Genomic DNA, 23,720 nt, shown 5'->3' with positions numbered 1-23,720 from the left:
GCGAGGCCGAGCCTCACCGGCCCCGTTTGAAGGAGCCAAGAATGCCGCGCACGATCGCGGTGGTGACGGTGGACGCCACGGTGCGGCCCACCTGCTTCATCACCGTCTCGGCGACGGTCTGGCGCTGGTAACCGGCCCGCGGAACCGCTGCACGGGGCGCGGCGCGTGGCGCTTGTCGCTCCCGGCGCACAGGCTCGTCCTCGTAGGGTTCCTCGCTCGGCGCACCCCAAGACGCGCGCGGTTCCGCCGAGCGCCGTGCGGCGGCTTCCGCCCGCGCACGCCCGGTGTCGCGCTGGCGCTGGACGGCGGCTTCCGCCTCGGCGCGCGCGCTCTCCTGCCGCTGCAGTTCGGCCTCGGCGCGTCCCGTCAGGAGTTCGTAGGCGGACTCGCGGTCGACGGCCGTGTCGTAGCGCCCCGCGACGGGGCTCATGCGCATGAGTTCGGCGCGCTCGGCATCGGTGATCGGGCCGACGCGGCCGGCGGGCGGGCGGATCTTCACGCGCTCGACGATGCTCGGCGCGCCGCCCTCCCCCAGCACCGAGACCAGCGCCTCGCCGGTGCCGAGCTCGGTGATGGCCGTAGCACTGTCGAAGGCCGGGTTCGCCCGGAACGTCTCGGCCGCGGTGCGCACCGCCTTCTGCTCGCGCGGGCTGTAGGCGCGCAGCGCATGCTGGATGCGGTTGCCGAGCTGGGCGAGCACCTTTTCCGGCAGGTCGAGCGGATTCTGCGTGACGAAGAAGACGCCGACGCCCTTGGAGCGGATGAGGCGCACCACCTGCTCGATGCGATCGACCAGCGCCTTCGGCGCATCGTCGAACAGGAGATGCGCCTCGTCGAAGAAGAACACGAGCTTCGGCTTGTCGAGGTCGCCCGCCTCCGGCAACTCCTCGAAAAGCTCCGACAGCAACCAAAGGAGGAAGGTCGCGTAGAGGCGCGGGCTGCGCATCAGCTCGTCCGCCGCCAGCACGCTGACGACGCCGCGCCCCTCGCGGTCGCACCGCGTGATGTCGGCGATCGAGAGCGCCGGCTCGCCGAAGAAGCGGTCGCCGCCTTGCGTCTCAAGGACCAGAAGCTGGCGCTGGATCGCGCCGATCGTGCTCTTCGACACGTTGCCGTAGAGCCGCGAGATCTCGTCCGCACGGTCGAGGATGTGCGCCAGCATCGCCTGAAGGTCCTTCAGGTCGAGGAGCAGCAGCCCGTCCTCGTCCGCGATGCGGAAGGCGATGTTAAGGGCTCCCTCCTGGGCTTCCGTCAGGTCCATCAGGCGCGACAGGAGCAACGGGCCCATCTCCGACACCGTGGTGCGGACCGGATGCCCCTTGCGCCCGAAAAGGTCCCAGAAGATCGCCGGGTAGAAGTCGTTGTACCAGGGATCGAGGCCGATCTCGGCGGCCCGCTTGGCGAAGACGTCCTTCGGCTCGCCGCGTTCCGACAGGCCCGACAGGTCGCCCTTGATGTCGGCGCAGAAGACCGGCACCCCGGCCTCGGAGAAGCCTTCCGCCAGAACCTGCAGCGTGACCGTCTTGCCGGTGCCCGTCGCCCCCGTCACGAGGCCGTGGCGGTTGGCGTAGCGCAGTTCGAGATATTCGGGCTTCGGCTTGGCGCCCGTGCTGATCCCGCCGAGAAGAATGCAGCCGTCTTCGAGCATGATTCGGCTCCCAAGCCATCCCAACGGCGCCACGATACCGCTTTGCCCCGCCCCCCGTCGATTCCACGAGGTCGCTCACGGCCGATTGCGCCGGAACGGCAGACTTGCCATCTTCCGCCCGCTTCGCCGGCCAGCGGCGGACGAACGGAAAATGGAACCGACATGACCGAACTCTGGGACCGCATCGCCGCCTCGGCCGAAACGGATGCCGACACCGCCAAGACGGCGGTCGGCCACATCCTGTCCTACATGCAGTCCGAGAGCTCGGATCCGGCGGTGGCGAAGATGATCGCCGAGACCCCGGGCGCCGCCGACGCCATGGCAGCCTCCGGCGAGTCGGACTACTCCGGCGGCATCATGGCGCTCGGCGCCAAACTGATGGGCCTTGGCCTCGACATGGGCCAGATCCGCTCCGCCGCCGAAGAACTCGTCGCCTATTCCAAGTCGACGGCGGGCGAGGACACGGTGAACCAGGCCATCCAGTCCGTCCCGGCGCTCGCGCCGTTCGTCTGAGACGCCCTGCCGGCCGCCGGCGGACCGGCCTTCTCGAAAAATGTCATGAAGCCCGGACTTGCCTTTCGGCACGGACCGGGCTTTGGCTCCCGCCCAAGCGATGCGGCGCGGCCTGGCAGGTACTGCGCGTTTGTTCGAGCGAGGACATCGGCCCATGATCGACGCGTACACGGTCTTTGGTTCGCAGGTTCGACGCCATGCGCGCATCACCCCGGACGAACTTCCACCCGAAGCCGTATGGATCGATCTGCGCAACCCGACCCGCGAGGAAGAGGACGCGATCGAGAGCCTGTGCGGGATCGAGGTCCCGACGCGCGAGGAGATGCGCGAGATCGAGGTGTCGAGCCGGCTGTATTCCGAGGACGGCGGAGACTTCATGACCGCCTCGCTAGTCTACGGTCTGGACGAGGGGCGGCCCGACTTCGGGCCTGTCACCTTCATCCTCGTGGGCCAGCGCGTCATCACGCTGCGCTACACCGATCCGCGCTCGTTCCAGATCTATTCCAACAAGCTGTGCCGCGGAGAAAGCAGCGACGGCGGCAATGCGTCCTTCGCCTCGACGCTCCTCTACGGCCCGCCGCCCGCCCCGCCCAAGCCCTCGCGCATGCGCGGGCCGACCGCGGACTCGATCGCCGTCGGCCTCCTGGAGACGGTCATCGACCGCATGGCCGACCTTCTGGAATCGATCGCGGCCGACCTCGACCGGATCGGCACCGATATCTTCCGCTCGTCGAGCGACAACACGCCGACCGCGACCTCGGACTTCAAGGAATTGCTGCAGCGCCTCGGCGCAGCGGGCGACCTCGCCTCCCGCACGCGGGAAAGCCTCGCCACTCTCGACCGCCTCCTGCCCTATCTCCAGTTTGTCCTCGACAAGCGCAAGCCGCAGAAGGAGCTGAAGATGCGGGTGAAGGCGATGGCGCGAGATATCCATTCGCTGAACGACTTCGTGTCCTTCCTCTCGAACAAGACGACCTTCCTGCTCGACACCACCGTCGGCATGATCTCGATCGAGCAGAACGCCATCATCAAGATTTTCTCGGTCGCGGCCGTCGGCTTCATGCCGCCGACGCTTGTCGCCTCGATCTACGGCATGAACTTCGTCCACATGCCGGAGCTCAACTGGACCTTCGGCTATCCGCTCGCCATCGTCCTGATGGTGCTGACGGCCGTCTTCCCGCTCCTGTTCTTCCGCTACAAGAAGTGGCTCTAAGGGAGTTTCTATCCGATGCGTGAGGACCGACCGGCCCGGCTCGCCGTCCTGATCGACGCCGACAACGCCTCCGCGCAGATCGCCGACGGCCTGTTCCAGGAGATCGCGACCATCGGCGAGGCGAGCGTGCGCCGCATCTACGGCGACTTCTCCTCCTCGCGCTCGCGCGGCTGGACCGAAGTCCTGTCGAAGCATGCGATCATTCCACACCAACAGTTCGCCTATGTGACAGGTAAGAACGCATCCGACATCGCGCTCGTCATCGACGCGATGGACCTCTTGCATTCCGGGCGCTTCGACGGGTTCTGCCTCGTCTCGTCCGACAGCGACTTCACGCGCCTCGCCGCCCGCATCCGCGAGCACGGCATCGACGTCTATGGCTTCGGCGAGCAGAAGACGCCGGAGAGCTTCCGCCAAGCCTGCCGACGCTTCGTCTACACCGAGAACCTGCGCGCCGACGCGGCTGCCGCAACGCCGGCCATCGAGCAGGCCGCCAGCGTCGAGCCCATGCTGCGGCAGGTGATGGATCAGATCGAGACCGACGACGGTTGGGTGGCGCTCGGCCAGTTCGGTCAGCGGCTCCTCAACCGCTTCTCCGACTTCGACCCGCGCACCTACGGGCACAAGAAGCTGAGCGACCTCGTGCGCGATTCCGGCCTCTTCGATCTCGAGAAGACGCCGGGCGGGATGCTTCGCCTGCGCCTGCGCGCCACGTCCTCGCCGCCGAACCCCGGCGCGCCGGCCGCCCCAAAGCGCCGTTCGCGACGCAAGCCTGCGACGCCGGCCTAGGCGTCGACCGCCCGGACCTCGCCGACCTCTGTTCCCTGCCAGTTGCGCAAGGTGGTGTGCGACATGGCGTCGTAGCGCTCGGCCAGCGCGCCGTCGCGGGTGCGGAACAGGCGTGCCAGGACCGCCGCGACGGCGGCCTCCGACGCGCGCGTCGCCCCGTCGTCGACCTTCAGCGCGAAGCCGAGGCCAAGCTCCGGCACCGTGCCGCAGAAGACGCCCTCGGCGCCGGTCTTGGCGAACACGCGGCCGGGCGCGGCTTCCATCAGCGACACGCAGGCGCGCCGCGTGCCGGCCATGAACCAAGGCTCCGCCATGCAGGCGGCCATCAGCCGCTGCCCCGCCGCGGCGCGGGCGCCGTCGACGCCCTGCCCGGCGGCGAGCCGCGCGAAACCCTTGGCGAACCCGCGCAGCGGCGCGGCATAGGTCGGGATCGAACAGCCGTCGATGCCGGCGGGCTGGTCTTCGCCGGGGCGCGTCTCGGTGAGATCGGCCAGGACGTCTCGCACCCGGCGCTGGACGGCATGATCGGCACCCACATAGCCTGCGGGGTCCTCGCGCTCGTGGATCGCGGTGCAGAGGAAGCCGGCATGCTTGCCCGAGCAGTTGTTGTGCAGCTGGCCGGGCTCCTCGCCGGCGCGTGCGAGCGCCAGCGCGACCGGCTGGTCGAACGGCCAGTGGCAGCCGCATTCCAGGTGCGCCTCGCCGAGGTCCACCTTGGCGAGGAGCGAGGCGGCCCGCGCCACATGGCCCGGTTCGCCGGAATGCGAGGCGCAGGCGAGCGACAAGTCGCCTGCGTCGAGCCCGAGCGCATCGGCCGCACCCGTCTCGATCAGCGGTATCGCCTGAAAGACCTTGATCGCCGATCGCGGAAACACCGGCCGGTCGATGTCGCCGAAGGCGAGGACGGGCGTGCCCGAGGCGTCGCACACGAGCCCGCGCACCCTGTGTCGGCTCTCCACGGCATTGCCGCGCGTCGTTTCGATCACGATATCCGTCGTCAAGGCTTGAGCCTCCCCGCGCCGTCCCGTTGCATGGAGCGGAGACCTATCATGCCGTTCCCGTCGCCGTCACAGGAACCTGTATGGCCTTGCTGCGCTTCGCTCTCATCGGCTTCGTCATCGTCTTCCTCCTCCCGGCGGCGCTGTCCCTCCTGGTCTGGAAGCTCGGGGAGCATCCGGCTTCCTGGCGCGAGGCGAACTGGAGCTCGGCGGCGGTCCTGCCCTCGGCTGCAGACGACGACGAAGCGGCCGTCTACATCATGACCGCGCGGACGGGCGGCTTGAAGGGTGCCCTGTCCGAGCATTCCTGGATCGTCGTGAAGCCGCAGGGCGCCGCGCGCTACGAGCGGTTCGACAAGGTCGGATGGGGATCTCCGATCCGCCGCAACGGATATCCGGCGGACGGGCGCTGGTACTCGAACGTGCCGCGGGTGGTGGCGCGACTGACGGGCGAAGCGGCGGCGCGGGCGATTCCGCGAATTCGAGCCGCCATCGACGCCTATCCGTTCGCGGCGAACGGCGGCTATCGGATCTTTCCGGGGCCGAACTCCAACAGCTTCGTCGCTCACGTCCTACGCTCGGTGCCCGAACTCGGAGCCGTTCTGCCGCCCGCGGCTGTCGGGCGCGACTATCCGGTCGACGGCCGCCTCGTGTCGCTGGATGCCGAAGCGCGCGAGCTGCGCGCTTCCCTTTTCGGCTATGCCGGCTTTGCGATCGGTGCGCGGAGCGGTCTCGAGCTTCAGTTTCTCGGCCTCGTCGCCGGGATCGATCCGTTGCGCGGCCTTCTCAAAGTGCCGGGATTCGGCAGCTTGTCGATCACAGGCTGAGGAGCGCCACGCACGCATTCCCCGCCCTCGCGTTTTTTGATAGCCGATGGTCGGGGGCCGAAGCGATCGCCCCGATTGGGGAGACGACCATGTTCCTGAGTTGCGGCGACAATCTTTTCGACCTCTTCGCCGACAGCGAGACGGCCGACGTCTCCCAGATCGCGCTGAACGGGCGCATTGGCGGCTCCGCCCTGAACGTCGCGCTCGGCCTCGCTCGGCTCGGGCACCGCTCCGCTTTCTTCTCGAAGGTGTCGAGCGATCTTTTCGGTCAGCGGATCAAGGCCTTCATGGACCGCGAGGGTATCGACCGACGCCTCCTGATCGAGACCGACCGCAACACCACCCTCGCGATGGTCTCGCTCGCGCATGGCGGCACCCCGCGCTACGATTTCTATATCGAGGGGACAGCCGACCGCTCGATCGATCCGGCGGAGATTCCCGCTTCGCTGCCGGACGATCTCGCGGCGATCCACCTTGCCGGATCCTATTCGACTGTCGCCGAGCCGACGGCCAGCGCGCTCGCCCGTCTCGCGGCGCAGGAGCACGGTCGCCGCTTCATCTCCTACGATCCCAACATCCGCGCTTCGGTGGTGCCGGACCTCGATATCTGGCGCTCGCGCATCGGGGCGACGATCCCCTTCGCCACGATGGTGAAGGCGAGCGAGGAGGATCTGGAGCAGGTCTATCCAGGCCGCAAACCGGAGGACGTCCTCACCGGCTGGCTGGAAGCCGGCGCATCGCTCGCGATCGTCACGCTCGGCGACAAGGGCGCGATGGCGATGACACGCGGCGGCATTCACTGCACGGTGCCCGGCCTGTCCGTCACCGTCGCCGATACGGTGGGCGCCGGCGACACCTTCCAGGCGACGCTGCTGTCGCGGCTCTACGAGAGCGGCCGGCTGTCGGCCGAGGGCGTTGCCGGCCTTTCGCAGGACGAGCTTTCCGAACTTCTCACCTTCTCGGTGCGTGCGGCCGCCCTCACCTGCTCGCGGCGCGGCGCCGACCTGCCGCGCCGCGCGGATCTCGGCCTGCCGCCCCTGGGCTGATTTCCGCACCTTCCGGGCATATCGAAGGCGGCGGTCGCGGACCGTCGCCTTTTTCATGTCCGCGTCCGGGAGTCTCAATCATCAGATGGGGTTCGCCTGAATGGTGCCCGGCAGCGTTCGACAGGGATCCCACCGCTCTGCCGGGCAAAGAAAAACCCGCCGTCCGCGAGGACGACGGGTTTTCCGATCAGACCCACCGAGGAGAGTTTCCGCTCCCCGGATGTCCGCTTCTTAGTTGAAGCGGAACGAAGCCTTGGCCCACACGGTGTGGAAGTCGAGGTCGTCGTTCGAGGTCGCCGTGAACGGAGCCTGGACGCCAGCAGCGTTGACGTAGGTGACCGTCGTGTCGGTCGTGCCGAGGTCGGTGTAGAGGTACTCGAGGCCGAGCGAGAGGTTCGGCGTGACGAGGTAGTCGACACCGGCGCCGACGGCGTAGCCGACGTCGTCCGAGTTCGAGTCGACCGTCGGCGTGAAGCCGGCGAGGTTGCCCGTCAGCGTGCCCGGAGCGAAGAACTTCGTCTCGGTGTCGGCATAGGCGAGACCGCCCGTGGCGTAGACAGCGAAGCGGTCAGCCGCGATACCGGCCTTGGCGCGGACGGTGCCGACGAAGTTGATGTCCGACGAGATGCCGAACACGTCGGTGCCGAGCGTGTAGGTCGAGTCAGCCGTCGCGTCGATGTAGTTGATGTCAGCAACCGCACCGATGATGAAGTTGTTGATCTGGTAGTCGTAGCCGACGTGCACGCCGCCGATGAACGCAGCCTCGTCGCTGTCCGAAGAACCGCCCGAGAAGGCCGTCGTCTGGACGACGCCGGTGTTCGGGTTGTAGCGGACCTCATCGGCATCGGTGTTGAAGGCCACGCCAGCCTGGCCACCGACGTAGAAGCCGGTCCAGGAATAGGCCGGGGCCACTTCGACCACGGCCGGAGCAGCGGGCTCCTCGTAGACGACGTCGGCAGCGAGGGCCGGGGTGACGAAGGCCGTCGAGGCCAGGAGAAGGGCGAAACGCTTCATGGTGATACTCCAGTGTCGCCGTGGCGACGTTTCTTGCTACGGACTTTTGATCCGAAAGGCGGGACCCGGTTTTTCCCGGGCTTGAGCCGATTTAGGGTCCGTACCCCTGCCGAGGCAATGGCACCGGGGGCGTTCCCGACCGTCATGTGGCAGGTAGGCAACAGGGCCCGGCCGGTGCCGATGACGTTCGCTGCAAGGAATAGGTCGGCAACGTTAAGGCAAGCTTAATCGACACGCTCGGACAAGCCTAAAAAAGATAAGCGAAATCAACACTTTGAAAGTGTGTTGCCGCACTGCATCACGACACGTCTCAATCGGCGCCGACAAGTGATCCGGCTGAAAAATTCGGGGCTAAAAAGCCAGTGCTGCGAAACGCTCGGCGGAGCATCCGACCAAGCCTTGCCGCCGCCCCGCTGAAGCCGCAAAGCCGCCACAAGTCCTGACGATTCCTTGCGTTTTCTCGCGAATCGCGCGGATGCCGCGAATCGTCGGCGTCGACTCAACCTTCGGTCGAATCGGTGCCATGCCACTTGCAGGCGTCGATCTTTGACGACATCGTGCCACCCCTTCCGGACGTGCCCCGACGAGCGGGGCCGTCCGGACAAACCGATCAGGCGTAGAGGTCCATGACCTCGCCGAGGAGCTTCAGCGCGTCTTCCTTGGAGCGCTGGAACGAGTTGCGGCCGATGATCGACCCGTTGCCGCCGCCCTCGCGGATGGCCCGGACCTCGTCGAGAAGTTCGCTCGTGTTCTTGGCCGCGCCGCCGGAGAAGACCACGATGCGCTTGCCGGCGAAGGACGCCTGCATGATGTGGCGCACGCGGTCCGCACCCGTCGAGCGTGCGATGTCGTTCTTCTCGTAGGTGCTCTTGGCGTCGGCGAGATCGATATGATCCGTCGGCAGCTTGACCTTGATGATCGTGGCGCCGAGCAGCGCCGCCATGTGCGCGGCGTAGGCGATGATGTCGAGGCCGGTCTCGCCCTCCTTGGTGACCTTGCCGCCGCGTGGGTAGGACCACACGACCGTCATCAGGCCGCGGGACTTCGCCTGCAGCGTGATCTCGCGCAGCTCCTCCATCATGTCGTAGCTGTCGTCGGCGCCCGGATAGATCGTGAAGCCGACGCCGACGCAGCCGAGCCGCAGCGCGTCCTCGACCGTCCCGGTCAGCGCCTGGTCCTGCTTGTTGACGAGCGAGTTGCCGCTGTTGAGCTTGAGGATGAGCGGCACCTCGCCGGCGAACGTGTCGGCGCCCTGCTCGAGAAGGCCGAGCGGCGCGGCGTAGCCGGAGACGCCCGACTCGATCGCAAGATTGTAGAGGTAGTGCGGGTCGTAGGCGATCGGGTTGGGGGCGAAGCTGCGTGCCGGACCGTGCTCGAAACCCTGGTCGACCGGCAGGATGACCAGCCGCCCGGTGCCCGCGAGGCGACCGTGCATCAGGAGGCGTGACAGGTTGGTCTTCAGCCCCGGCGTCTCGCCTTCGTACCACGACAGGATCTTGCGGACGGTATCGGTTCTCAGCATCGGCTTTCCTGCCCTCTATCGGATCGCGAACCACCGACGATGCCGGTGTCGATGCTCTTCTGCGGATCGCGAACGCCGACGTAAAGTGGCCGGGCAAGTGGTCGGCATATTAAAATCGGTTCAAACGAGTTCTGGGTCAGCGGACGATCCGAAGTTGCTTAACGACTGCATCTTTCATCGCGCAGCATTTCTTGCGGGTACGAAACGATTTAAGTCTTCATAGACGGATCAACGAAAAAAGGGAGGGGCATGCCCCTCCCTTCCTCCGACGACACGACGTCTGCGTTCAGTCGCGGTAGTAACCGACCGTGCGCTTGGCGCGGCCCACGATGCCGCCAACCGCACCGGCGATCAGGCCGAGAAGCAGGCCGACGAAGGCACCGAACGCGGCGCCCGAAGCGGCCTTGGCAGCTTCGCCGGCGGTCTGACGAGCCTGGGCGACGGCCTGATCGTACTGCTGCTGGAACTGGTTCAGGCGCTGCTCGGCCTCGGTCTGGCTGATGCCGGCCTGCTGCGAGATGACCTGCACGGCGGCGCTGCGCTGCTGCGGCGTCGCGTCCTGGCCGAGACCCTTGAAGATCTCGGCGGCAGCGGCCGTCAGATCCTGCTGGCCGGTCGCCTGGCGAGCCTGGTCGGCGGCCTGCTGGGCTTGGTCCTGCGCCTGACCGGCAGCCTGCTGAGCCTGGTTCTCACCGCGCTGCAGGAGCTGGCGAGCCTGCTGCTGAAGCTCCGGCGGAAGCGAGTCGATCGAGTTCGGGATCACCGAAGAGACGGCCGAGCCGAGCGAGGAGACCGTCGAGCCAAGGGCACCGAAGGCGCTGGTCACGAGTGCCGACGCGCCACTGGTCAGGAGGTAGACGGCGACGAGCGTCGCGGTCGCCCAGGTGGTGACGCCGTGCAGCGCGGCGTCGCGCTTGGAGGCGCTGCCGGCGAAGCGGGCGGCAGCATAGGCGCCGAGGAAGGTGGCGATGAGGACGGTCAGGACGGCCCAGATGCCGCTGGCCGAGCCGAAGGTGGTGAGGGCCGGGGTATCACCGCTCTGCGGATCGATGGTCGCCAGGCCGATCCCCAGCCCCAGAAGGGCCAGCATCACCTGAAACACCAGCGCGAGGATCGTACCGGCGACGATGGCGCCCCACGAGATGCGCTTCAGGGGCGCCGCTGCATATGTACTGCGATCGACGACATCGACCATGTTGATTACTCCACCTATGACTCGACCGCTTCGATTGCGGCGGTGTGATGTCCCTTCCGGCTCAAGACCGGTGGTCAGAACCTAAAATGGAGCGGCGGATTGGTTTTCCAGTGAAGATCGCGTGATTCCCGTCTTGCGCGATCGATTATCCTCAACGCCCCGCGTTGCAGGGCTTGCGCTCGGCGATCTCGCCGGTCGACTGATGGCGTCCGACCCCGGTTTCGTCCGTCTCCGTCTGGCCTCCCGCGTGACACTGACAGGGCTCCTGGTTCTGGGTGCCCTGATGCTTCTGCATGTCTTCCGCGTCGGTCTCTCGCCCGCGGCCTTCTCCGCCGGCCTTCTTTTCGCCATCCAGGGCGTTGTCGCGATCCGCGAGACGTCGGCGTCGGATCGCGTGCAAACGCGCCTCCTCGCGGGCGCCGCGGGCTTTGCCATGCTGGCGCTGTGCGCGCTGCTCCAGCCGCACCCGCGCGTCGTCGACGGCCTATTCCTCGTCAGCGCCTTCACGGCCGTCTTCATCCGCCGCTGGGGCCAGCGGTGGACCGCGGTCGGCATGTTCGCCTTCATGGCGAGCTTCGGCGGCGCCTACTTCCGCCCGTCGCCGACCGACCTGCCGGGCATCCTTCTGGCGATCATCGTCACCGGCGCGGCGGCGCATGTCGTGCGCGAGATCCTCCTGCCCGACCGGCCGCTCGGCGACCTCCGGCGGGCCTTGGCCGGAGCCGACCACCGCGTCGGCCGCGTCGCAGCCCTCGTCGGCGAAGCCGCCCGCGTCGGCTGGACGGCGCGGCGGGAGCGGCGGGTGCGCGCCGCCCATCGGGCCGTCCGCGACGCCCTGGGTGTCGTCGAGACCCTCCTGCCGGACGAGCCGCAGCGTGGCTCCTCGCCGCCCGGCGCCGCACCGTTGGCGATCGAACTCTTCGACCTCAATCTCGCACTGGAGAGCGTGCTGGCGGAAGCGCTGGAACCGGCCGGCGACAGCGACGAAGCCCGGCAGCATCTCTCCATCAGTCTCCGTCGCCTCGCCGGCCTTCGCCGCCGGCTCCGCAAGGCATCGGCCTCCCTCACCGAAGCGGATCTCACGTCCGCTCCGGCTTCACCGGCGGCCTCGACCCCCACGGCGTCCGCGTCGATCTGGACGGACGAACCGACGCGCCTTGCGATCCAGGTGACGCTCGCCTGCGCTCTCGCCATGGCGGGCGGCATGTGGCTCTCCGTCGATCGCTGGTTCTGGGCGGTCCTGACGGCGTTTCTGGTCTTCACCAACGTCCAGTCGCGGGGCGATACGGCGCTGCGCGGGCTGAACCGCGCGGGCGGCACGGCGGTCGGGATCGCCGCGGGCATGGTGCTGGCGACGCTGATGCACGGGCAGTTCGGCCCGAGCCTTGCGCTCTGCGTCCTCTTCACCTTCCTCGCGTTCTTCTTCCTGCAGGTCTCCTACGGGACGATGACCTTCTTCCTGACCGTGACGCTGTCGCTGGTCTACGGCCTTCTCGGCAACTTCTCGCCCGAACTCCTGATCCTGCGGCTCGAGGAGACCGTGATCGGTACGGCGTCGGGGATCCTCGTCTCGTTCCTTATCTTCCCACAGCGCACGAGCGACACGGCAGGGCGCGCCGTCACCGCCTTCCTGACGGATCTGGACCGACTGCTGCAGGCGATCGAGGAACGGCTCGACGGCCATGGGTCGGAATGGCGGATCTATGCCGTCTCGCGCGCGCTCGACCGCCGGCACGCCGCGATCCTCGTCGCCAGCCGGCCGCTCGGCCGGACCTGGCCGTCCGGGGCGCGTCAGCGTTCGGTGCGCATCGGGCGTCTGCGCTTTGCGGTGATCGCGCATTGGGCCCACCGCCTCGCCGCCGCCTCGATCGGGCCGGTCGCGGATGCGGAGGGCCTTCGCCGCGAACTCGAGCGCTGCCGGTCCGCCGTCGCCGGGGTCTCGGTGCCGGCCTTCTTCAAGCGGAGCACGTCGCTGCCGCGTCCTGTCCCCGACCGTGGCGACGGGGCCGTCGCGCGCGACGAGCTCGATCCGATCCTCGCGGCGCGCGCGATCGCCCACACGCTGGCGCAGCTTCTGCCGGGCGAGCGGGACGACGCTGGCGCCAAGCTGGCCGAAAGCACGGGAAGCGCCTGAAAGCGCTTCACAAACCGCCCCTCGCCGTGGCATTGCCGCATCACCGGAAGACTTATCCCGCCGCGCCGCCCTGTTTGGCTGGCGTCGTCGTCGTTCTGCCCTCTTTTTGACGGCTGCGTCGTGGGCATTCGCCCTGCCGAACCGTTATTTGTGAAGGACTCCCGCCGCGTGACCTCGCTCCTCCTCGACCAGCGTCGCAGCCGCCTCCTCCCGCTTCTCGGCGGAGCCGTGCTGCTGGCGCTCGCCGGCTGCCAGAGCGGCCCGACGTTGCAGGCCATCAGCCTCGACCAGGCGGAAGGGTCGGCCGAGAACCTGTCGTCGCTGACGGCTGCCGTGAACGCCAACCCGCGCAACCCGGAAGCCTACAACGTGCGCGGCATCGCCTACGGGCGCTCTGGCGACAACAAGCGGGCGATCGAAGACTTCACCACCGCGATCCAGCTCGACCCGAATTTCTACCAGGCCTACGCCAACCGGGCGCTGGTCCTGCGTCAGACCAACCAGAACGCGGAAGCCGTCGCCGACTACAACCAGGCGCTCAAGATCAACCCGAACTACGATTCCGCCTATATCGGCCGCGGCAATATCTACCGGCAGGCCGGCCGCAATCGCGAGGCGCTTGGCGACTTCCAGCGCGCCATCGACCTCAACACGACGGACCCGCGCGCCTATCACAACCGCGGCCTGCTCTATCAGCTCGACGGTCAGCACCGGCAGGCGATCGAGGATTTCGCGACGGCGATCTCGATGGACGCCAATGCGCCGGAGCCCTATTCCGGCCGCGCCGTGTCCTATCTCGCCCTCAACAATGTCGAGGATGCCGCGGACGACATCAACCGCGCGATCCAGCTCGACGGCAAGCGTGCCGAGTTCTGGGCAACGCAGGGCCTCGTCCTCGAAGCACGCGGCGACAAGGCCAAGGCCTACCGCTCCTTCGCCCATGCCGCCTCGCTCGACCCGAACTACCAGCCGGCCAAGGACGGCGTGGCGCGCACGCGCGGCTCGGCGGGCGCCTGAAGTTTCAGCGCGTCACGTTTCGTGAAGCGGCTCGGCGCGGGCTGAGGGAAACCAACGGCTTGGCAAAAGGTTAACGGCCCGAACAGTGTTTCGAGCCGAGTGACATGCCATGAAGAAGACCATCCTCGCCGCCCTCGCCCTTGCGTCCGCCGCCGCTCTCCCCTCCGCCGCGGAGGCGGGCGTCAAAGTCGGGACGCTCGTCTGCAAGAGCAACGGCACCCTGAACCAGATCGTGTCGTCCAGCGAGACGGTTCTGTGCAACTACATCCCCTTCGGCCGCACGCGCGCCACCGAGACCTATGTCGGGACGCTCGACACCTACGGCGTCGACCTTGGCATCACCGGGCGCACCCTGATGACCTGGTCGGTTCTGGCGGCAAGTTTCGAGCGCGGTCAGCCGGAGTCGCTGGCGGGTCGCTACTACGGGACCAGCATCGACGCCTCGTTTGCGGTGGGCGTCGGCGGGAAGTCGCTGATCGGGGGACCGGACCGCGGCTTCACGCTGCAGCCGACCAGCCTGCAGATTCAGGAAGGCGTCAACGCGACCGTCGGCGTCGCCCGGCTGACGCTCGACGAGGCGCAGCCGGTGGCCGTCATCTACAAGCCCTGACGGTTTCCCCGACGAAAAAGGCCCGCACGGTGTGCGGGCCTTTTTCGTTTCAGTCGGGCGCTGGTCAGTGGTGCGTCTTCAGGTCCGGCCGGTCGTGCTTGACCTCGGTCGAGCCGCCGAGGAGGAAGCTGGCGAGCACGAAGAACACACCGCCCGCGAGCACGCTCATGATGATGCCGGCATTCATGATGAGGCCGACCAGCATGGCGAGCAGGATCGCGACGATCGCGATCGAGCCATACTTCACCAGCCCGAGGAACCCCATGTAGGTCCGATCGTGCTCGGCGTAGTCCATCGTGGTGCCCTTCCACTCGTAGCCATGATCCTCGGCCATACGCTCTTTCCTCTCCGCCACGCCGTTTTCCTGGCTGTTATACGGGAAGCCGGCGGGCTGACAATCGCCGCCGCGCAACGCACGATACGAAAACGGGGCGCATCAGCGCCCCGTCTCGAATTTTCCCGCCGATGGGCCGTTCAGGCGGCCTGGCGCTTCTCGTGACGGCCTTCCTCGACCTCCTCGATGATCTTGGCGATGAAAGCCGGAATATCGTTCGGGTTGCGTGAGGTGATGAGCGCCTGATCGGTCACGACCTCCTCGTCGTGCCAGCGACCGCCGGCATTCACGACGTCGGTCTTGATCGACTTGAACGAGGTGACGTCGCGGCCCTTGACGATGCCCGCCTCGACCAGCAGCCACGGCGCGTGGCAGATCGCGGCGAGCGTCTTCTTCGTGTTGTAGAAGTCGCGCACGAACGAAACGACGCTCTCCTCGGTGCGCAGCTTGTCCGGGTTGATCTGGCCGCCCGGCAGAACGAGCGCATCATAGTCGTTGACCGAGACCTGATCGAGAACCTTGTCGACCGGCACGCTCTGGCCCCAATCGGTCTCGTCCCATCCCTTGATCTCGCCTTCCTTCAGCGAAACGACATGGACGGTGGCGCCGGCCGCGCGGAGTTTCTCCAGCGGCTGCATGAGTTCCGACTGCTCGAAACCATCGGTGGCGAGAATGGCGATCTTGGCGTCGCGGATGCTGGGCATGAAGGAATGACCTCTTCCGAATGCGGACAGACCTTCGTCGGAGCGTCGAAGCTCCGAGAGTGCTGTCCGCCGTGTTAGTGTTCGGTTCACCAACGGGCGACGGAAGTCGGGGTTCCTGGTTCAGTCGTGATTATCGGCTTCGCCGTCGATGGCCGCCGCGGCATGGGAATAGGAGAAACCGGCACGCATCAGTGCGGCGACGTCCCGGTCGCGCCGCTCGGCGCGCTCGCGCAGCCGATGGGGGCCTAGGCGGCGACGCTGGGCGAGCCTCCGGGCCGCGTCCGCGTCGTCGGTCTCGTCTCCCGCCATGACGCTGGCGACCGTCTCGCGGTCGACGCCCTTGATCGCGAGCTTGGCGGCACTCTGGCGGAGCGACGTTCCGCGCCGACGCAGCGAGGCGAGCTTCGCCTCGGCATAGCTGCGGTCGTCCAAAAGCTTCAGTTCCACGAAGCGCGCCACGGTTTCGTCGACCATAGGCTCGAAAACCGACGGCTCTTCGCCGCGCGCCTGGGCGCGACGCATCACCTTGCGCTGCAGGACGCGCCGAAGGTTGGCTTCCGTCGAGGCGTAGCGCTCCAGGTAGTGGCCGGCCGCGCGAAACAACCATTCCGGCGTGACCGGGCGGGGTGGCTTGGCGGCTTTGGGCGCAGAATCGCTCATGGGGAGGGATGTAGCTCCCGGCACCCGCGCCGTCACCGGCCCCAACGCAAAACGGCCCCGGACGACGATCGCCGAGGCCGTCTCGAATAGAATGGCTGGCCGGATCAAGCCGCTGCGGCGGCGGCCTCGAAGGAGCCGCGCTCGCGGATGACGGTCGTCGCAGCGACGTCATGGCCGAGAATGCCGATCTCGTAGGCGATGGTCGCCGCCTCCGCGCGGGCGCGCTCGATGCCCGGCGCGACGTCCTCGCCGAGCGTGAAGAGCGTGCCGCCGTGCAGGAACGGCGCTTCGTAGGCCGCCCGCTGGACGAGGCCGAGCTCGAGGCGGGCCGTCGGCGAGCGCTCGATCATGCCCTCGATGGTGCGCGCCACGCGGCTCGGAATGGTGGTGACCGCGCTGGCGACGAAGGCCCAGTCGCGCCCGCGCCGACCCTTGTCGGCCTCGGTCGCGAGCAGGCGATCGGTGGCGAGCGCCGCATAGGCCGAGAGCGGCGAGAAGCGGACGGGGATCAGTGCGCGATCCGACAGGCGGGCACCGGCGCGGATCATCTCGGCGTTGTCGCCCGCATCGATCAGGGCAAGGTCGCCGCGGCGGCGGGCGGCGCGCACGATGCGCTCCAGCGTGATCTCGTCGTCGGCCACCTCGACGGTGCAGAGCGACGGGCGGCCGGACTTGGCGGCCCAGTCCACGAGGTCCTTGTCGCGGCCTGCATCCACCAGCACGACCGGAATGTCGGCGGCAGCGGCGACGCCCGCGAGCGTCAGGGCAAGGGTGGTGGAACCGGAGGTCTTGAGCGAGCCGATCGACAGGACGGGCGTCATGGGAATTCCTTCTGGAAGCATCGGGCCCGGCCCCGGAACGAGGCCCGACCCACGCACCCGGACTGGCGGGCGTTAGGCGATAACCATTGTTAAACGCTCCCGTGCTTGACCGGGCCTTGCGGTCGCGCGATCGGATGGAGGCGCGATTCGAACCTTCGCGCATCGCAAGGGACCCCTCGCCGTGCCAGACAGCGCCACCCTGATCGCCGTTCCCGCCGATACGAGGCGCTTCGAGAACTACGAGTGGCATGCCGCGCCCTCGACGTACCTCGCCGCCATCATGGCGACGGCTGGCGGCGTTCCCGTCATCGTGCCGGCGCTCGCCGACGAGGCGGCGGTGGATGTCGTGCTCGACCGCGTCGACGGCGTCCTCGTCACCGGCTCGGCGTCGAACGTCCATCCGAGCCGCTACGGCGTCGAGCCGACGCCCGCGCACGAGCCCTTCGATCCCGCGCGCGATCGCCTGACCGAGACGATGATCCGAAGGGCGATCGCACGCGAGATCCCGCTCCTGGCGATCTGCCGCGGCCATCAGGAGCTGAACGTCGCGCTGGGCGGATCGCTGGCAACGGAAATCCAGGAATTCGAAGGACGGATGGATCACCGCGCGCCGACCCACCCCGAACAGGACGGGCGCTTCGCGCTCCGCCATCCGGTGGCGGTGGAGCCCGGCGGGCGGCTGGCCGCGATCGTCGGCGCCGAGACCGTCGAGGTCAACTCGCTCCACCGGCAGGCGATCGACCGCCTGGCCGACGGGTTGACGGTCGAGGCGCGCGCGCCGGACGGGACGGTCGAGGCCGTGTCGGTGACGAGTGCGGGCGGGTTCGCGCTCGGGCTGCAGTGGCACCCGGAATACTGGGCTGCGAGCGATCCCGCTTCGCGCGCGATCTTCGAGGCGTTCGGCGAAGCAGCCCGTCAGTACCGCAGGGCACGCTAGCCGGGCAGCGAGGCGAGAAGGAGCCCGAGGCCGACGGCGACGAGCAGGCCGGCCCCGCCGAGCTCCAGCACCGTCCGCAGTCCCCGCCCCCAGCCGCCGGTACGGCCCGCAAGGAGGGCCAGCCCCTTGCCAGACACCGCGAGCGCGGCGATCAGCGACACGGTGATCGCCGTGCCGAGGGCCATCGCGAGGACCGAGAGCCCACCGGCGCCGTAAAGCCCGTTCATCAGGGCGAAGGTCAGGACCACGATGGCGCCCGAGCACGGGCGCAGGCCGATCGCGATCACGGTGGCGACCGCCGTGCGCCAGGAGAACGCCGGACCGTCGAGAAGCTTCGGGTCGAGGATATGCGGCCGGCCGCAGTCGCAGGCGTCGCCGGCCGGGTCGTCGCAGATATCGGCGCCATAGCCGCCGGAAGCACGGAGCGCGAGGCCGGGAGCGGACCCGCTCGTGCCGGTGAAGGTGCCGCGACCCGCGAAGGCGAGGCCGCCGGAGGGCTGCGGGCTGAAGACCCGTACAGCGCCCGCCGCGCGCCGAAGAAGCGGCCAGCCCCTGCGCGCGAAGAGCCAGGCGCCGACGAGCGCGATCAACGCATAGGAGCCGAGCTCGAGCCCGAAGGCGAGTTCGGTCATCGACAGGCCGCTGCCGCGCAGCGCGAACCAGCCGAGCGCGACCACGATAGAGGCCGAGAGCGCCTGCACGAGGGCCGCGGCGAAGGAGAGGACGACGCCGCGCCGCAGCGCCACCTCGTTGGCGAGCATGTAGGACGACAGCACCGCCTTGCCGTGCCCCGGCCCTGCCGCATGGAAGACGCCGTAGGCGAAGGACAGGCCAGCCAGCCAGAGGAAGCCGCCCTGCCCGTCGCGCAGCGCCACCAGCGCCTGTCGCAGATCGACGAAGAACTGCCGCTGGACGGCGAGGATCTCCATGAAGACGCCGGCGAAGGGCCCGCTCGGGGCCGCCGTGACCTCGGCATTGCCGATGCCGAGCGAGGACTGGGCGTGGGCCGTCGCGGCGGCGGCCAAGACCACGGCCAACGCCAGCGACGCGCGCGTCAGCCGGCCTTGCACGAGACGTCCACGCGTGTCGCGAGCAGCTGGGAGAAGTTGACGCCGTCCTCCGGGATCGACTGGCCGGGTTTCAGCATCGAAACCGAGTTCATCCATTCGCTCGCGTCCTCGTCGGGATCGGGGCGCGTGTAGCTCTTGGTGCAGGTCTTCGGCAGGTCGAGGAGCTGGAAGGCGGTCTCGTTGGCGAAGTCGAAGGCGACGAAATAGGACTCGTCGTAGACCGAGAAGGTGACGGGCTGCGCCTTCAGGTCGACCGCCTCCTCCGGCTTCATCTCGAAGAACAGGAGAAGCTGCCCCTTCTCGAAAAGGCCGCGGATGCTTTCCGGCGGCTTCAGCTTGAGGTCGCGATTGCCGATGCTGACGAAGGTGTAGAAATCCCATTCGGCGATCGACTGGCGCACCGTCTCGGCGACGGCCTGCACCTCGTCGTCGTCCAGCGTCCCATTGCCGTTCTTGTCGAAGTCGACGACGACGCTGGAGGAGAACAGCTCGTCGAAGCGCCAGATGTTGCGCACCGAGGAGAGCATGGCGTCGCTTGTTCCGACGATCTCCATGCGCGAGTCGGCAAAGACGTGCGGATGGGCCGAGGCCGCGCCGCAGGTCGCGGCCAGGAGGGCGACGCCCGTCCCGGCCAGGATGATTGGTCGACGCATGTTCGTCCCCGCTTCGATGCCCCGGCGGAGGGACGATGAATTCAAGGCGAAAGTGGGGAAAGGGTCCTTGCGCCTTCAGCGCAGGACGACGACCTGCGCCCCGACATGCACGCGCTCGAAGAGATCCATCACGTCGTCGTTGCGCATGCGGAAGCAGCCGGCCGAGGCAGCCGATCCGATCGAGTTCGGCGAGTTGGTGCCGTGGATGCGGTAGGTGCCCCATCCAAGGTTCATCGCCCGCTTGCCGAGCGGATTGCTCGGCCCCGGCCCCATCGAGGCCGGGAGAGTCGGCTTCTTCTCGCGCATCGAGGGGGTGGGCACCCAGGTCGGATCGACGCGCTTCTTCGAGACCCAGCTGGTGCCGAACCACTGCTCGCTCGGCTTGCCGACGGCGATGTCGTATTGCAGCGCCGTATCCTCGCCGGTCACCAGGAAGAGCTGGCGCGCGCCGGTCATCACCACGATCGTGCCGGGCTCGTAGTCGCCGACGAACACCGTCTCGCGCGCCTTCACGCCGGCATGGGCGGCCGAGCCGGCGCCGAGGATCAGGACGGCGGCAAGGAGCTTGGTGAACAGGCACATGCGGGACCTCGGCATTTCAGCTGGCGCCGAGCCCTCGCGCCTCAGGCGGCGGCGCTCATGTCCCGGCCGGGATTATTCTTGCGGAACCAGGTTGCCAAGAAGTCAACGAAAACGCGCGTTCTCGCCGGAAGGTGGCGACGATGCGGGAACACTGCATAGATGCCGGCGTCCTTCGGCACGTAGTCGTCGAGCACGCTGACAAGCCGCCCGGCCGCGATCTCGGGCCGCGCGACGAACTCCGGCAGCATGGCGATGCCGAGCCCCGCGAGGGTTGCCGCGCGCACCGTATAGGGAGAATTGGCCGAGAAGCGCCCCGAGACGCTGATTGGGATCGGATCGCCCGTCGCGGGATCGCGGAAGGTCCAGTTGTAGAGGACCTTGGCGTTGGAATCGATCACGGCCGGCATGCGCGAGATCTGGCTCGGATGGGTCGGCGTGCCGTGCTCGGCGAGGAATTCCGGCGTCGCACAGATGGTGAAGTCAAGCGAGCCGAGCCGGCGCGCGATCATCGCCGAATCGGTCAGCCGCGTCATGCGGATCGCGACGTCGAAGTTCTCCTCCAGAAGATTGACGAAACTGTCGTTGAGGTGAAGATCAAGCGAGATGTCGGGATGGGCGGCCGAGAACTCGACGAGGCTGAGGCCGAGCTCGGCGTCGCCGAAGGTGCGCGCGGCGGTGACCCGCAGAGTGCCCTTGGCTTCGCCGGTCGCCTCGCGGGCCTCGTCGTTCAGCGTCTCGAGGTCGGCGAGGATCGCCGAGGCGCGCGAGACATAGACCTCGCCGGCTGCCGTCAGCGCCACCTGCCGCGTCGTGCGGTTGATGAGAAGGACGCCGAGCTCGTCCTCCAGCTCGCGCACGTATTTCGACAGGAGCGCCTTGGAGCGACCGGTCTTGCGCGCGGCCGCCGAGAAGCCTTCGTTCTCCACCACCGCAAGAAAGGCGCGCATGCGGGTCAGGGTGTCCATCGGCATATCTCTCGTGTGCGAAGCTGACCGGTGTTGCCGTCTGACGACATGATGGCGGTAAGTCCAGCGCCTTTTCAAAAAGACGATTCGGGGGGCGTTTTTTCTGTTGCGTATGACAGCGACCGTTTCTATATCCCGCCTTGCCCAATGTCGCACGTGCCTGTGGGCGTCCCCCGGATCTTCGAATGCGAAGATTACCGGGTCGGTCACTGGAGTTCGTCTCCAGGTCGGTTTCGCTGCTGGCGAAATCGTGGACGCCTTGAAGCAACGACGGTGAGGGCCTTTCTGGTCTCTCCTGGTCTCCATAGCCAGGAATACTGCAGAGGCACACCTTCCTTGCCCGAAGTGCGGCGAGCGTAGCTCTCCAATCCACGGCAGACTTTACCGGATCCTTTGGCGGCTCACCCCGTCGTCGGGTCCGTACATGTCGCGTTTCGCGTTCGCTTCACGTGCGGGGTCTCCACCGGCTGCATGTGGGAACGAATGCGTGCGCTCCTCGTCAACCTCATGGTTAACCGGAGCTTCCGATGGCTACGCAGCGCATTCTCGACTTCATCGCCACCCGCCGCCCCGCCGGCCCCTGCCTCGTCGTCGACCTCGACATCGTCGAGGACAATTTCCGTGCGTTCCGCAAGGCCCTGCCGGACAGCTCCATCTTCTACGCCGTAAAGGCCAATCCCGCGCCGGAGATCCTGCGTCTCCTGGCTTCGCTGGGCTCGTCCTTCGATTGCGCCTCGGTCGCCGAGATCGAGATGGCGCTCGACGCCGGTGCCACGCCGAACCGCATCTCCTTCGGCAACACGATCAAGAAGGAGCGCGACGTCGCGGCCGCCCATGCGCTCGGCGTCTCGCTGTTCGCTGTCGACTGCGTCGAAGAGGTCGAGAAGGTCGCCCGCGCGGCGCCCGGTGCGCGCGTGTTCTGCCGTGTCCTGACCGACGGCGAGGGCGCCGAGTGGCCGCTGTCCCGTAAGTTCGGCTGCGTCCCGGCGATGGCAATCGACGTCCTGAGCCATGCCCGCGACCTCGGCCTCGTCGCCACCGGCGTCTCGTTCCATGTCGGCTCGCAGCAGTGCGACACCGAAGCCTGGGACAAGGCGCTGGCCGATGCGGCGATGGTGTTCGGCCAGTTGGCCGAGCGCGGCATCGTGCTGACGCTCGTCAACATGGGGGGCGGTTTCCCGACGCGCTACCTCAAGGACGTGCCGTCGGCGCAGGCCTACGGCCGCTCGATCTTCGCCGCGCTCCGACGTCACTTCGGCAACCAGATTCCGGAGACGATCATCGAGCCGGGCCGCGGCATGGTCGGCGACGCGGGCGTCATCAAGGCCGAGGTCGTGCTGGTCTCTAAGAAGTCGGCCGAGGACAAGAACCGCTGGGTCTACCTCGACATCGGCAAGTTCGGCGGTCTCGCCGAGACGATGGACGAGGCGATCCGCTACCCGATCGTGACGGCGCGCGACGACGACCGCATGGAGCCTTGCGTCATCGCCGGCCCGACCTGCGACTCGGCCGACGTGCTCTACGAGAAGACCCCCTACCCGCTGCCGATCTCGCTGACGGTGGGTGACGAGGTCCTGATCGAGGGCACCGGCGCCTACACGACGACCTACTCGGCCGTCGCGTTCAACGGGTTCGAGCCGCTCCGCTCCTACGTCATCTGACGGGCCGCCCGCCCGTCCCATCCTGAACATCCCTTCCGGCGCGCAAGCGCCGGAAGGCTTCGTCGCCGGCGCCCGGACGGGCGCCGCGCTTTCGCTCGTCCCCTTGTTCCCGGAGGATGAACGCAGATGTTCGCGCGCTCTCAAGTTTTCGCCGACCTGCCCTTCCTGCCGCCCGCCTTCTCCCTGCGCGCCGAGACCGCCGCCGACGAGGCCGCGCGCGAGGCGCTTCTCGACGACGCCATGGGTCCGGGCCGCCGCCGCAAGTCGTCGGAGGCGATCCGTCGCGACCGCCTGCCCGCCGAAGGTCTGTCGCTGGTCGCCGAATCGGACGAGGGTGAACTGCTCGGCACCGTGCGTCTGTGGAACGTCGCGGCCGGGTCGCGCGATGGTGTGGACGTGGCCGCGCTGCTGCTCGGGCCCCTGGCCGTGTCGGCGCGCTGCGAGGGCCTCGGCATCGGATCGGCGCTGATGCGCCGGGCGATCGCCGAAAGCCGCTGGCGCGGCCACGGCGCGATCGTCCTCGTCGGCGACGCGCCGTTCTACGAACGCTTCGGCTTCGCTGCCGACCGCGCCGCCGAACTTGCCATGCCGGGCCCCTTCGAGCGGCACCGCCTCCTCGGGCTGGAACTGCGCGACGGCATGCTGTCGGGCGCTCGCGGCGCCATCGTGCCGACCGGCCGTCTCGCTTCGCAGGCGGTGGCCGCCTGACTGGCCGGGAGCCGCAAGGCTCCCGGTTCTTGTACTCCGACCGACCTTTGCCTTTGATCCCGGCGCGCGAACATGCTTCACGTGATGCGGGGGACGACA

General features: G+C 67.9%; 24 protein-coding genes. 11 read left to right on the top strand and 13 right to left on the bottom strand.

What is annotated here, in order from left to right:
• Positions 1–13 precede the first annotated feature (13 nt).
• Positions 14–1,648: a helicase HerA-like domain-containing protein gene (locus ACLNGM_RS11655; RefSeq protein WP_416355050.1), complete on the bottom strand. Its 1,635-nt coding sequence runs from the start codon at positions 1,646–1,648 to the stop codon at positions 14–16.
• Positions 1,649–1,810: 162 nt separating this feature from the next.
• Here ACLNGM_RS11655 and ACLNGM_RS11650 point away from each other — a divergent pair, with 162 nt between their 5' ends.
• The 3 genes from ACLNGM_RS11650 to ACLNGM_RS11640 all read left to right on the top strand — a co-directional run bounded on the left by ACLNGM_RS11650 (position 1,811) and on the right by ACLNGM_RS11640 (position 4,163).
• Positions 1,811–2,161 (top strand): hypothetical protein, encoded by a 351-nt coding sequence (locus tag ACLNGM_RS11650; RefSeq protein WP_416355049.1) that lies wholly within the window; start codon positions 1,811–1,813, stop codon positions 2,159–2,161.
• 154 nt (positions 2,162–2,315) lie between these two features.
• On the top strand, positions 2,316–3,374 hold the full coding sequence (locus ACLNGM_RS11645; RefSeq protein WP_090960648.1) for a magnesium transporter CorA family protein: 1,059 nt from the start codon (positions 2,316–2,318) through the stop codon (positions 3,372–3,374).
• Positions 3,375–3,389: 15 nt separating this feature from the next.
• Positions 3,390–4,163 (top strand): NYN domain-containing protein, encoded by a 774-nt coding sequence (locus ACLNGM_RS11640; protein ID WP_416355048.1) that lies wholly within the window; start codon positions 3,390–3,392, stop codon positions 4,161–4,163.
• Here the strand turns inward: ACLNGM_RS11640 and ACLNGM_RS11635 are convergent.
• Positions 4,160–5,164, bottom strand: a complete 1,005-nt coding sequence (locus tag ACLNGM_RS11635) for an asparaginase (RefSeq protein WP_416355047.1) — start codon at positions 5,162–5,164, stop codon at positions 4,160–4,162. The two genes, ACLNGM_RS11640 and ACLNGM_RS11635, sit on opposite strands and share 4 nt — an antisense overlap.
• 80 nt (positions 5,165–5,244) lie before the next feature.
• Here ACLNGM_RS11635 and ACLNGM_RS11630 point away from each other — a divergent pair, with 80 nt between their 5' ends.
• Positions 5,245–5,988 (top strand): DUF3750 domain-containing protein, encoded by a 744-nt coding sequence (locus ACLNGM_RS11630; protein ID WP_416355046.1) that lies wholly within the window; start codon positions 5,245–5,247, stop codon positions 5,986–5,988.
• Between the two features lie 89 nt (positions 5,989–6,077).
• Positions 6,078–7,034: a carbohydrate kinase family protein gene (locus ACLNGM_RS11625; RefSeq protein WP_416355045.1), complete on the top strand. Its 957-nt coding sequence runs from the start codon at positions 6,078–6,080 to the stop codon at positions 7,032–7,034.
• A 231-nt stretch (positions 7,035–7,265) separates the two neighbouring features.
• On the opposite strand, the gene ACLNGM_RS11620 is transcribed toward ACLNGM_RS11625, so the two are convergent.
• From ACLNGM_RS11620 to ACLNGM_RS11610, 3 genes are all read right to left on the bottom strand, one after another.
• Positions 7,266–8,048 carry an outer membrane protein gene (locus ACLNGM_RS11620; protein ID WP_090960661.1) on the bottom strand — a complete coding sequence of 261 codons (783 nt, stop codon included), beginning with the start codon at positions 8,046–8,048 and terminating at the stop codon, positions 7,266–7,268.
• 610 nt (positions 8,049–8,658) lie between these two features.
• On the bottom strand, positions 8,659–9,570 hold the full coding sequence (locus ACLNGM_RS11615) for a class I fructose-bisphosphate aldolase (protein WP_090960663.1): 912 nt from the start codon (positions 9,568–9,570) through the stop codon (positions 8,659–8,661).
• 286 nt (positions 9,571–9,856) lie between these two features.
• Positions 9,857–10,765: a hypothetical protein gene (locus ACLNGM_RS11610; protein ID WP_090960665.1), complete on the bottom strand. Its 909-nt coding sequence runs from the start codon at positions 10,763–10,765 to the stop codon at positions 9,857–9,859.
• Between the two features lie 202 nt (positions 10,766–10,967).
• Here ACLNGM_RS11610 and ACLNGM_RS11605 point away from each other — a divergent pair, with 202 nt between their 5' ends.
• The 3 genes from ACLNGM_RS11605 (at position 10,968) to ACLNGM_RS11595 (ending at position 14,526) form a co-directional block, all read left to right on the top strand.
• Positions 10,968–12,899 carry an FUSC family protein gene (locus ACLNGM_RS11605; RefSeq protein WP_416355044.1) on the top strand — a complete coding sequence of 644 codons (1,932 nt, stop codon included), beginning with the start codon at positions 10,968–10,970 and terminating at the stop codon, positions 12,897–12,899.
• A gap of 168 nt (positions 12,900–13,067) precedes the next feature.
• On the top strand, positions 13,068–13,916 hold the full coding sequence (locus ACLNGM_RS11600) for a tetratricopeptide repeat protein (RefSeq protein ID WP_244545891.1): 849 nt from the start codon (positions 13,068–13,070) through the stop codon (positions 13,914–13,916).
• Between the two features lie 109 nt (positions 13,917–14,025).
• Positions 14,026–14,526: a DUF992 domain-containing protein gene (locus tag ACLNGM_RS11595; RefSeq protein WP_416355043.1), complete on the top strand. Its 501-nt coding sequence runs from the start codon at positions 14,026–14,028 to the stop codon at positions 14,524–14,526.
• A 64-nt stretch (positions 14,527–14,590) separates the two neighbouring features.
• Here ACLNGM_RS11595 and ACLNGM_RS11590 read toward each other — a convergent pair whose 3' ends face one another.
• From ACLNGM_RS11590 to ACLNGM_RS11575, 4 genes are all read right to left on the bottom strand, one after another.
• Positions 14,591–14,860, bottom strand: a complete 270-nt coding sequence (locus ACLNGM_RS11590) for an aa3-type cytochrome c oxidase subunit IV (protein WP_090960676.1) — start codon at positions 14,858–14,860, stop codon at positions 14,591–14,593.
• 140 nt (positions 14,861–15,000) lie between these two features.
• A complete protein-coding gene (locus ACLNGM_RS11585) occupies positions 15,001–15,564 on the bottom strand; it encodes a type 1 glutamine amidotransferase domain-containing protein (protein WP_416355042.1) in 564 nt (187 codons plus the stop codon).
• Positions 15,565–15,684: 120 nt separating this feature from the next.
• Positions 15,685–16,224, bottom strand: a complete 540-nt coding sequence (locus tag ACLNGM_RS11580) for a regulatory protein RecX (RefSeq protein WP_090960682.1) — start codon at positions 16,222–16,224, stop codon at positions 15,685–15,687.
• 104 nt (positions 16,225–16,328) lie between these two features.
• A complete protein-coding gene (locus tag ACLNGM_RS11575) occupies positions 16,329–17,045 on the bottom strand; it encodes a chromosome partitioning protein ParA (protein ID WP_416355041.1) in 717 nt (238 codons plus the stop codon).
• A 181-nt stretch (positions 17,046–17,226) separates the two neighbouring features.
• On the opposite strand from ACLNGM_RS11575, the gene ACLNGM_RS11570 reads away from it, so the two are divergent.
• The gene (locus ACLNGM_RS11570) at positions 17,227–17,982 is read left to right on the top strand and encodes a gamma-glutamyl-gamma-aminobutyrate hydrolase family protein (RefSeq protein WP_416355040.1); all 756 of its coding nucleotides are present in this window, start codon (positions 17,227–17,229) and stop codon (positions 17,980–17,982) included.
• Here the strand turns inward: ACLNGM_RS11570 and ACLNGM_RS11565 are convergent.
• The 4 genes from ACLNGM_RS11565 to ACLNGM_RS11550 all read right to left on the bottom strand — a co-directional run bounded on the left by ACLNGM_RS11565 (position 17,979) and on the right by ACLNGM_RS11550 (position 21,252).
• Complete coding sequence (locus tag ACLNGM_RS11565) at positions 17,979–19,052, bottom strand: nickel/cobalt transporter (protein ID WP_416355039.1); 1,074 nt, start codon at positions 19,050–19,052, stop codon at positions 17,979–17,981. The genes ACLNGM_RS11570 and ACLNGM_RS11565 overlap by 4 nt on opposite strands.
• Positions 19,037–19,705 carry a DUF1007 family protein gene (locus ACLNGM_RS11560; protein WP_416355038.1) on the bottom strand — a complete coding sequence of 223 codons (669 nt, stop codon included), beginning with the start codon at positions 19,703–19,705 and terminating at the stop codon, positions 19,037–19,039. The genes ACLNGM_RS11565 and ACLNGM_RS11560 overlap by 16 nt, the downstream gene beginning before the upstream one ends.
• Positions 19,706–19,780: 75 nt before the next feature.
• Positions 19,781–20,287, bottom strand: a complete 507-nt coding sequence (locus ACLNGM_RS11555; RefSeq protein WP_416355037.1) for a L,D-transpeptidase — start codon at positions 20,285–20,287, stop codon at positions 19,781–19,783.
• Positions 20,288–20,328: 41 nt separating this feature from the next.
• Positions 20,329–21,252, bottom strand: a complete 924-nt coding sequence (locus ACLNGM_RS11550; protein WP_416355036.1) for a LysR family transcriptional regulator — start codon at positions 21,250–21,252, stop codon at positions 20,329–20,331.
• 527 nt (positions 21,253–21,779) lie between these two features.
• On the opposite strand from ACLNGM_RS11550, the gene odc2 reads away from it, so the two are divergent.
• Both odc2 and ACLNGM_RS11540 read left to right on the top strand, forming a co-directional pair.
• On the top strand, positions 21,780–22,913 hold the full coding sequence (gene odc2 / locus ACLNGM_RS11545) for an ornithine/lysine decarboxylase (RefSeq protein WP_416355035.1): 1,134 nt from the start codon (positions 21,780–21,782) through the stop codon (positions 22,911–22,913).
• 126 nt (positions 22,914–23,039) lie between these two features.
• Complete coding sequence (locus tag ACLNGM_RS11540; protein WP_416355034.1) at positions 23,040–23,621, top strand: GNAT family N-acetyltransferase; 582 nt, start codon at positions 23,040–23,042, stop codon at positions 23,619–23,621.
• The last annotated feature ends 99 nt before the right edge of the window (positions 23,622–23,720 follow it).

The sequence above is a fragment of the Aureimonas phyllosphaerae genome (assembly GCF_047943035.1).
In the GTDB taxonomy this organism is placed as follows: Bacteria; Pseudomonadota; Alphaproteobacteria; order Rhizobiales; family Rhizobiaceae; genus Aureimonas; species Aureimonas phyllosphaerae.
Note: the sequence above shows the minus strand (reverse complement) of the source record. Positions and strands in the feature narration are given on the sequence as shown.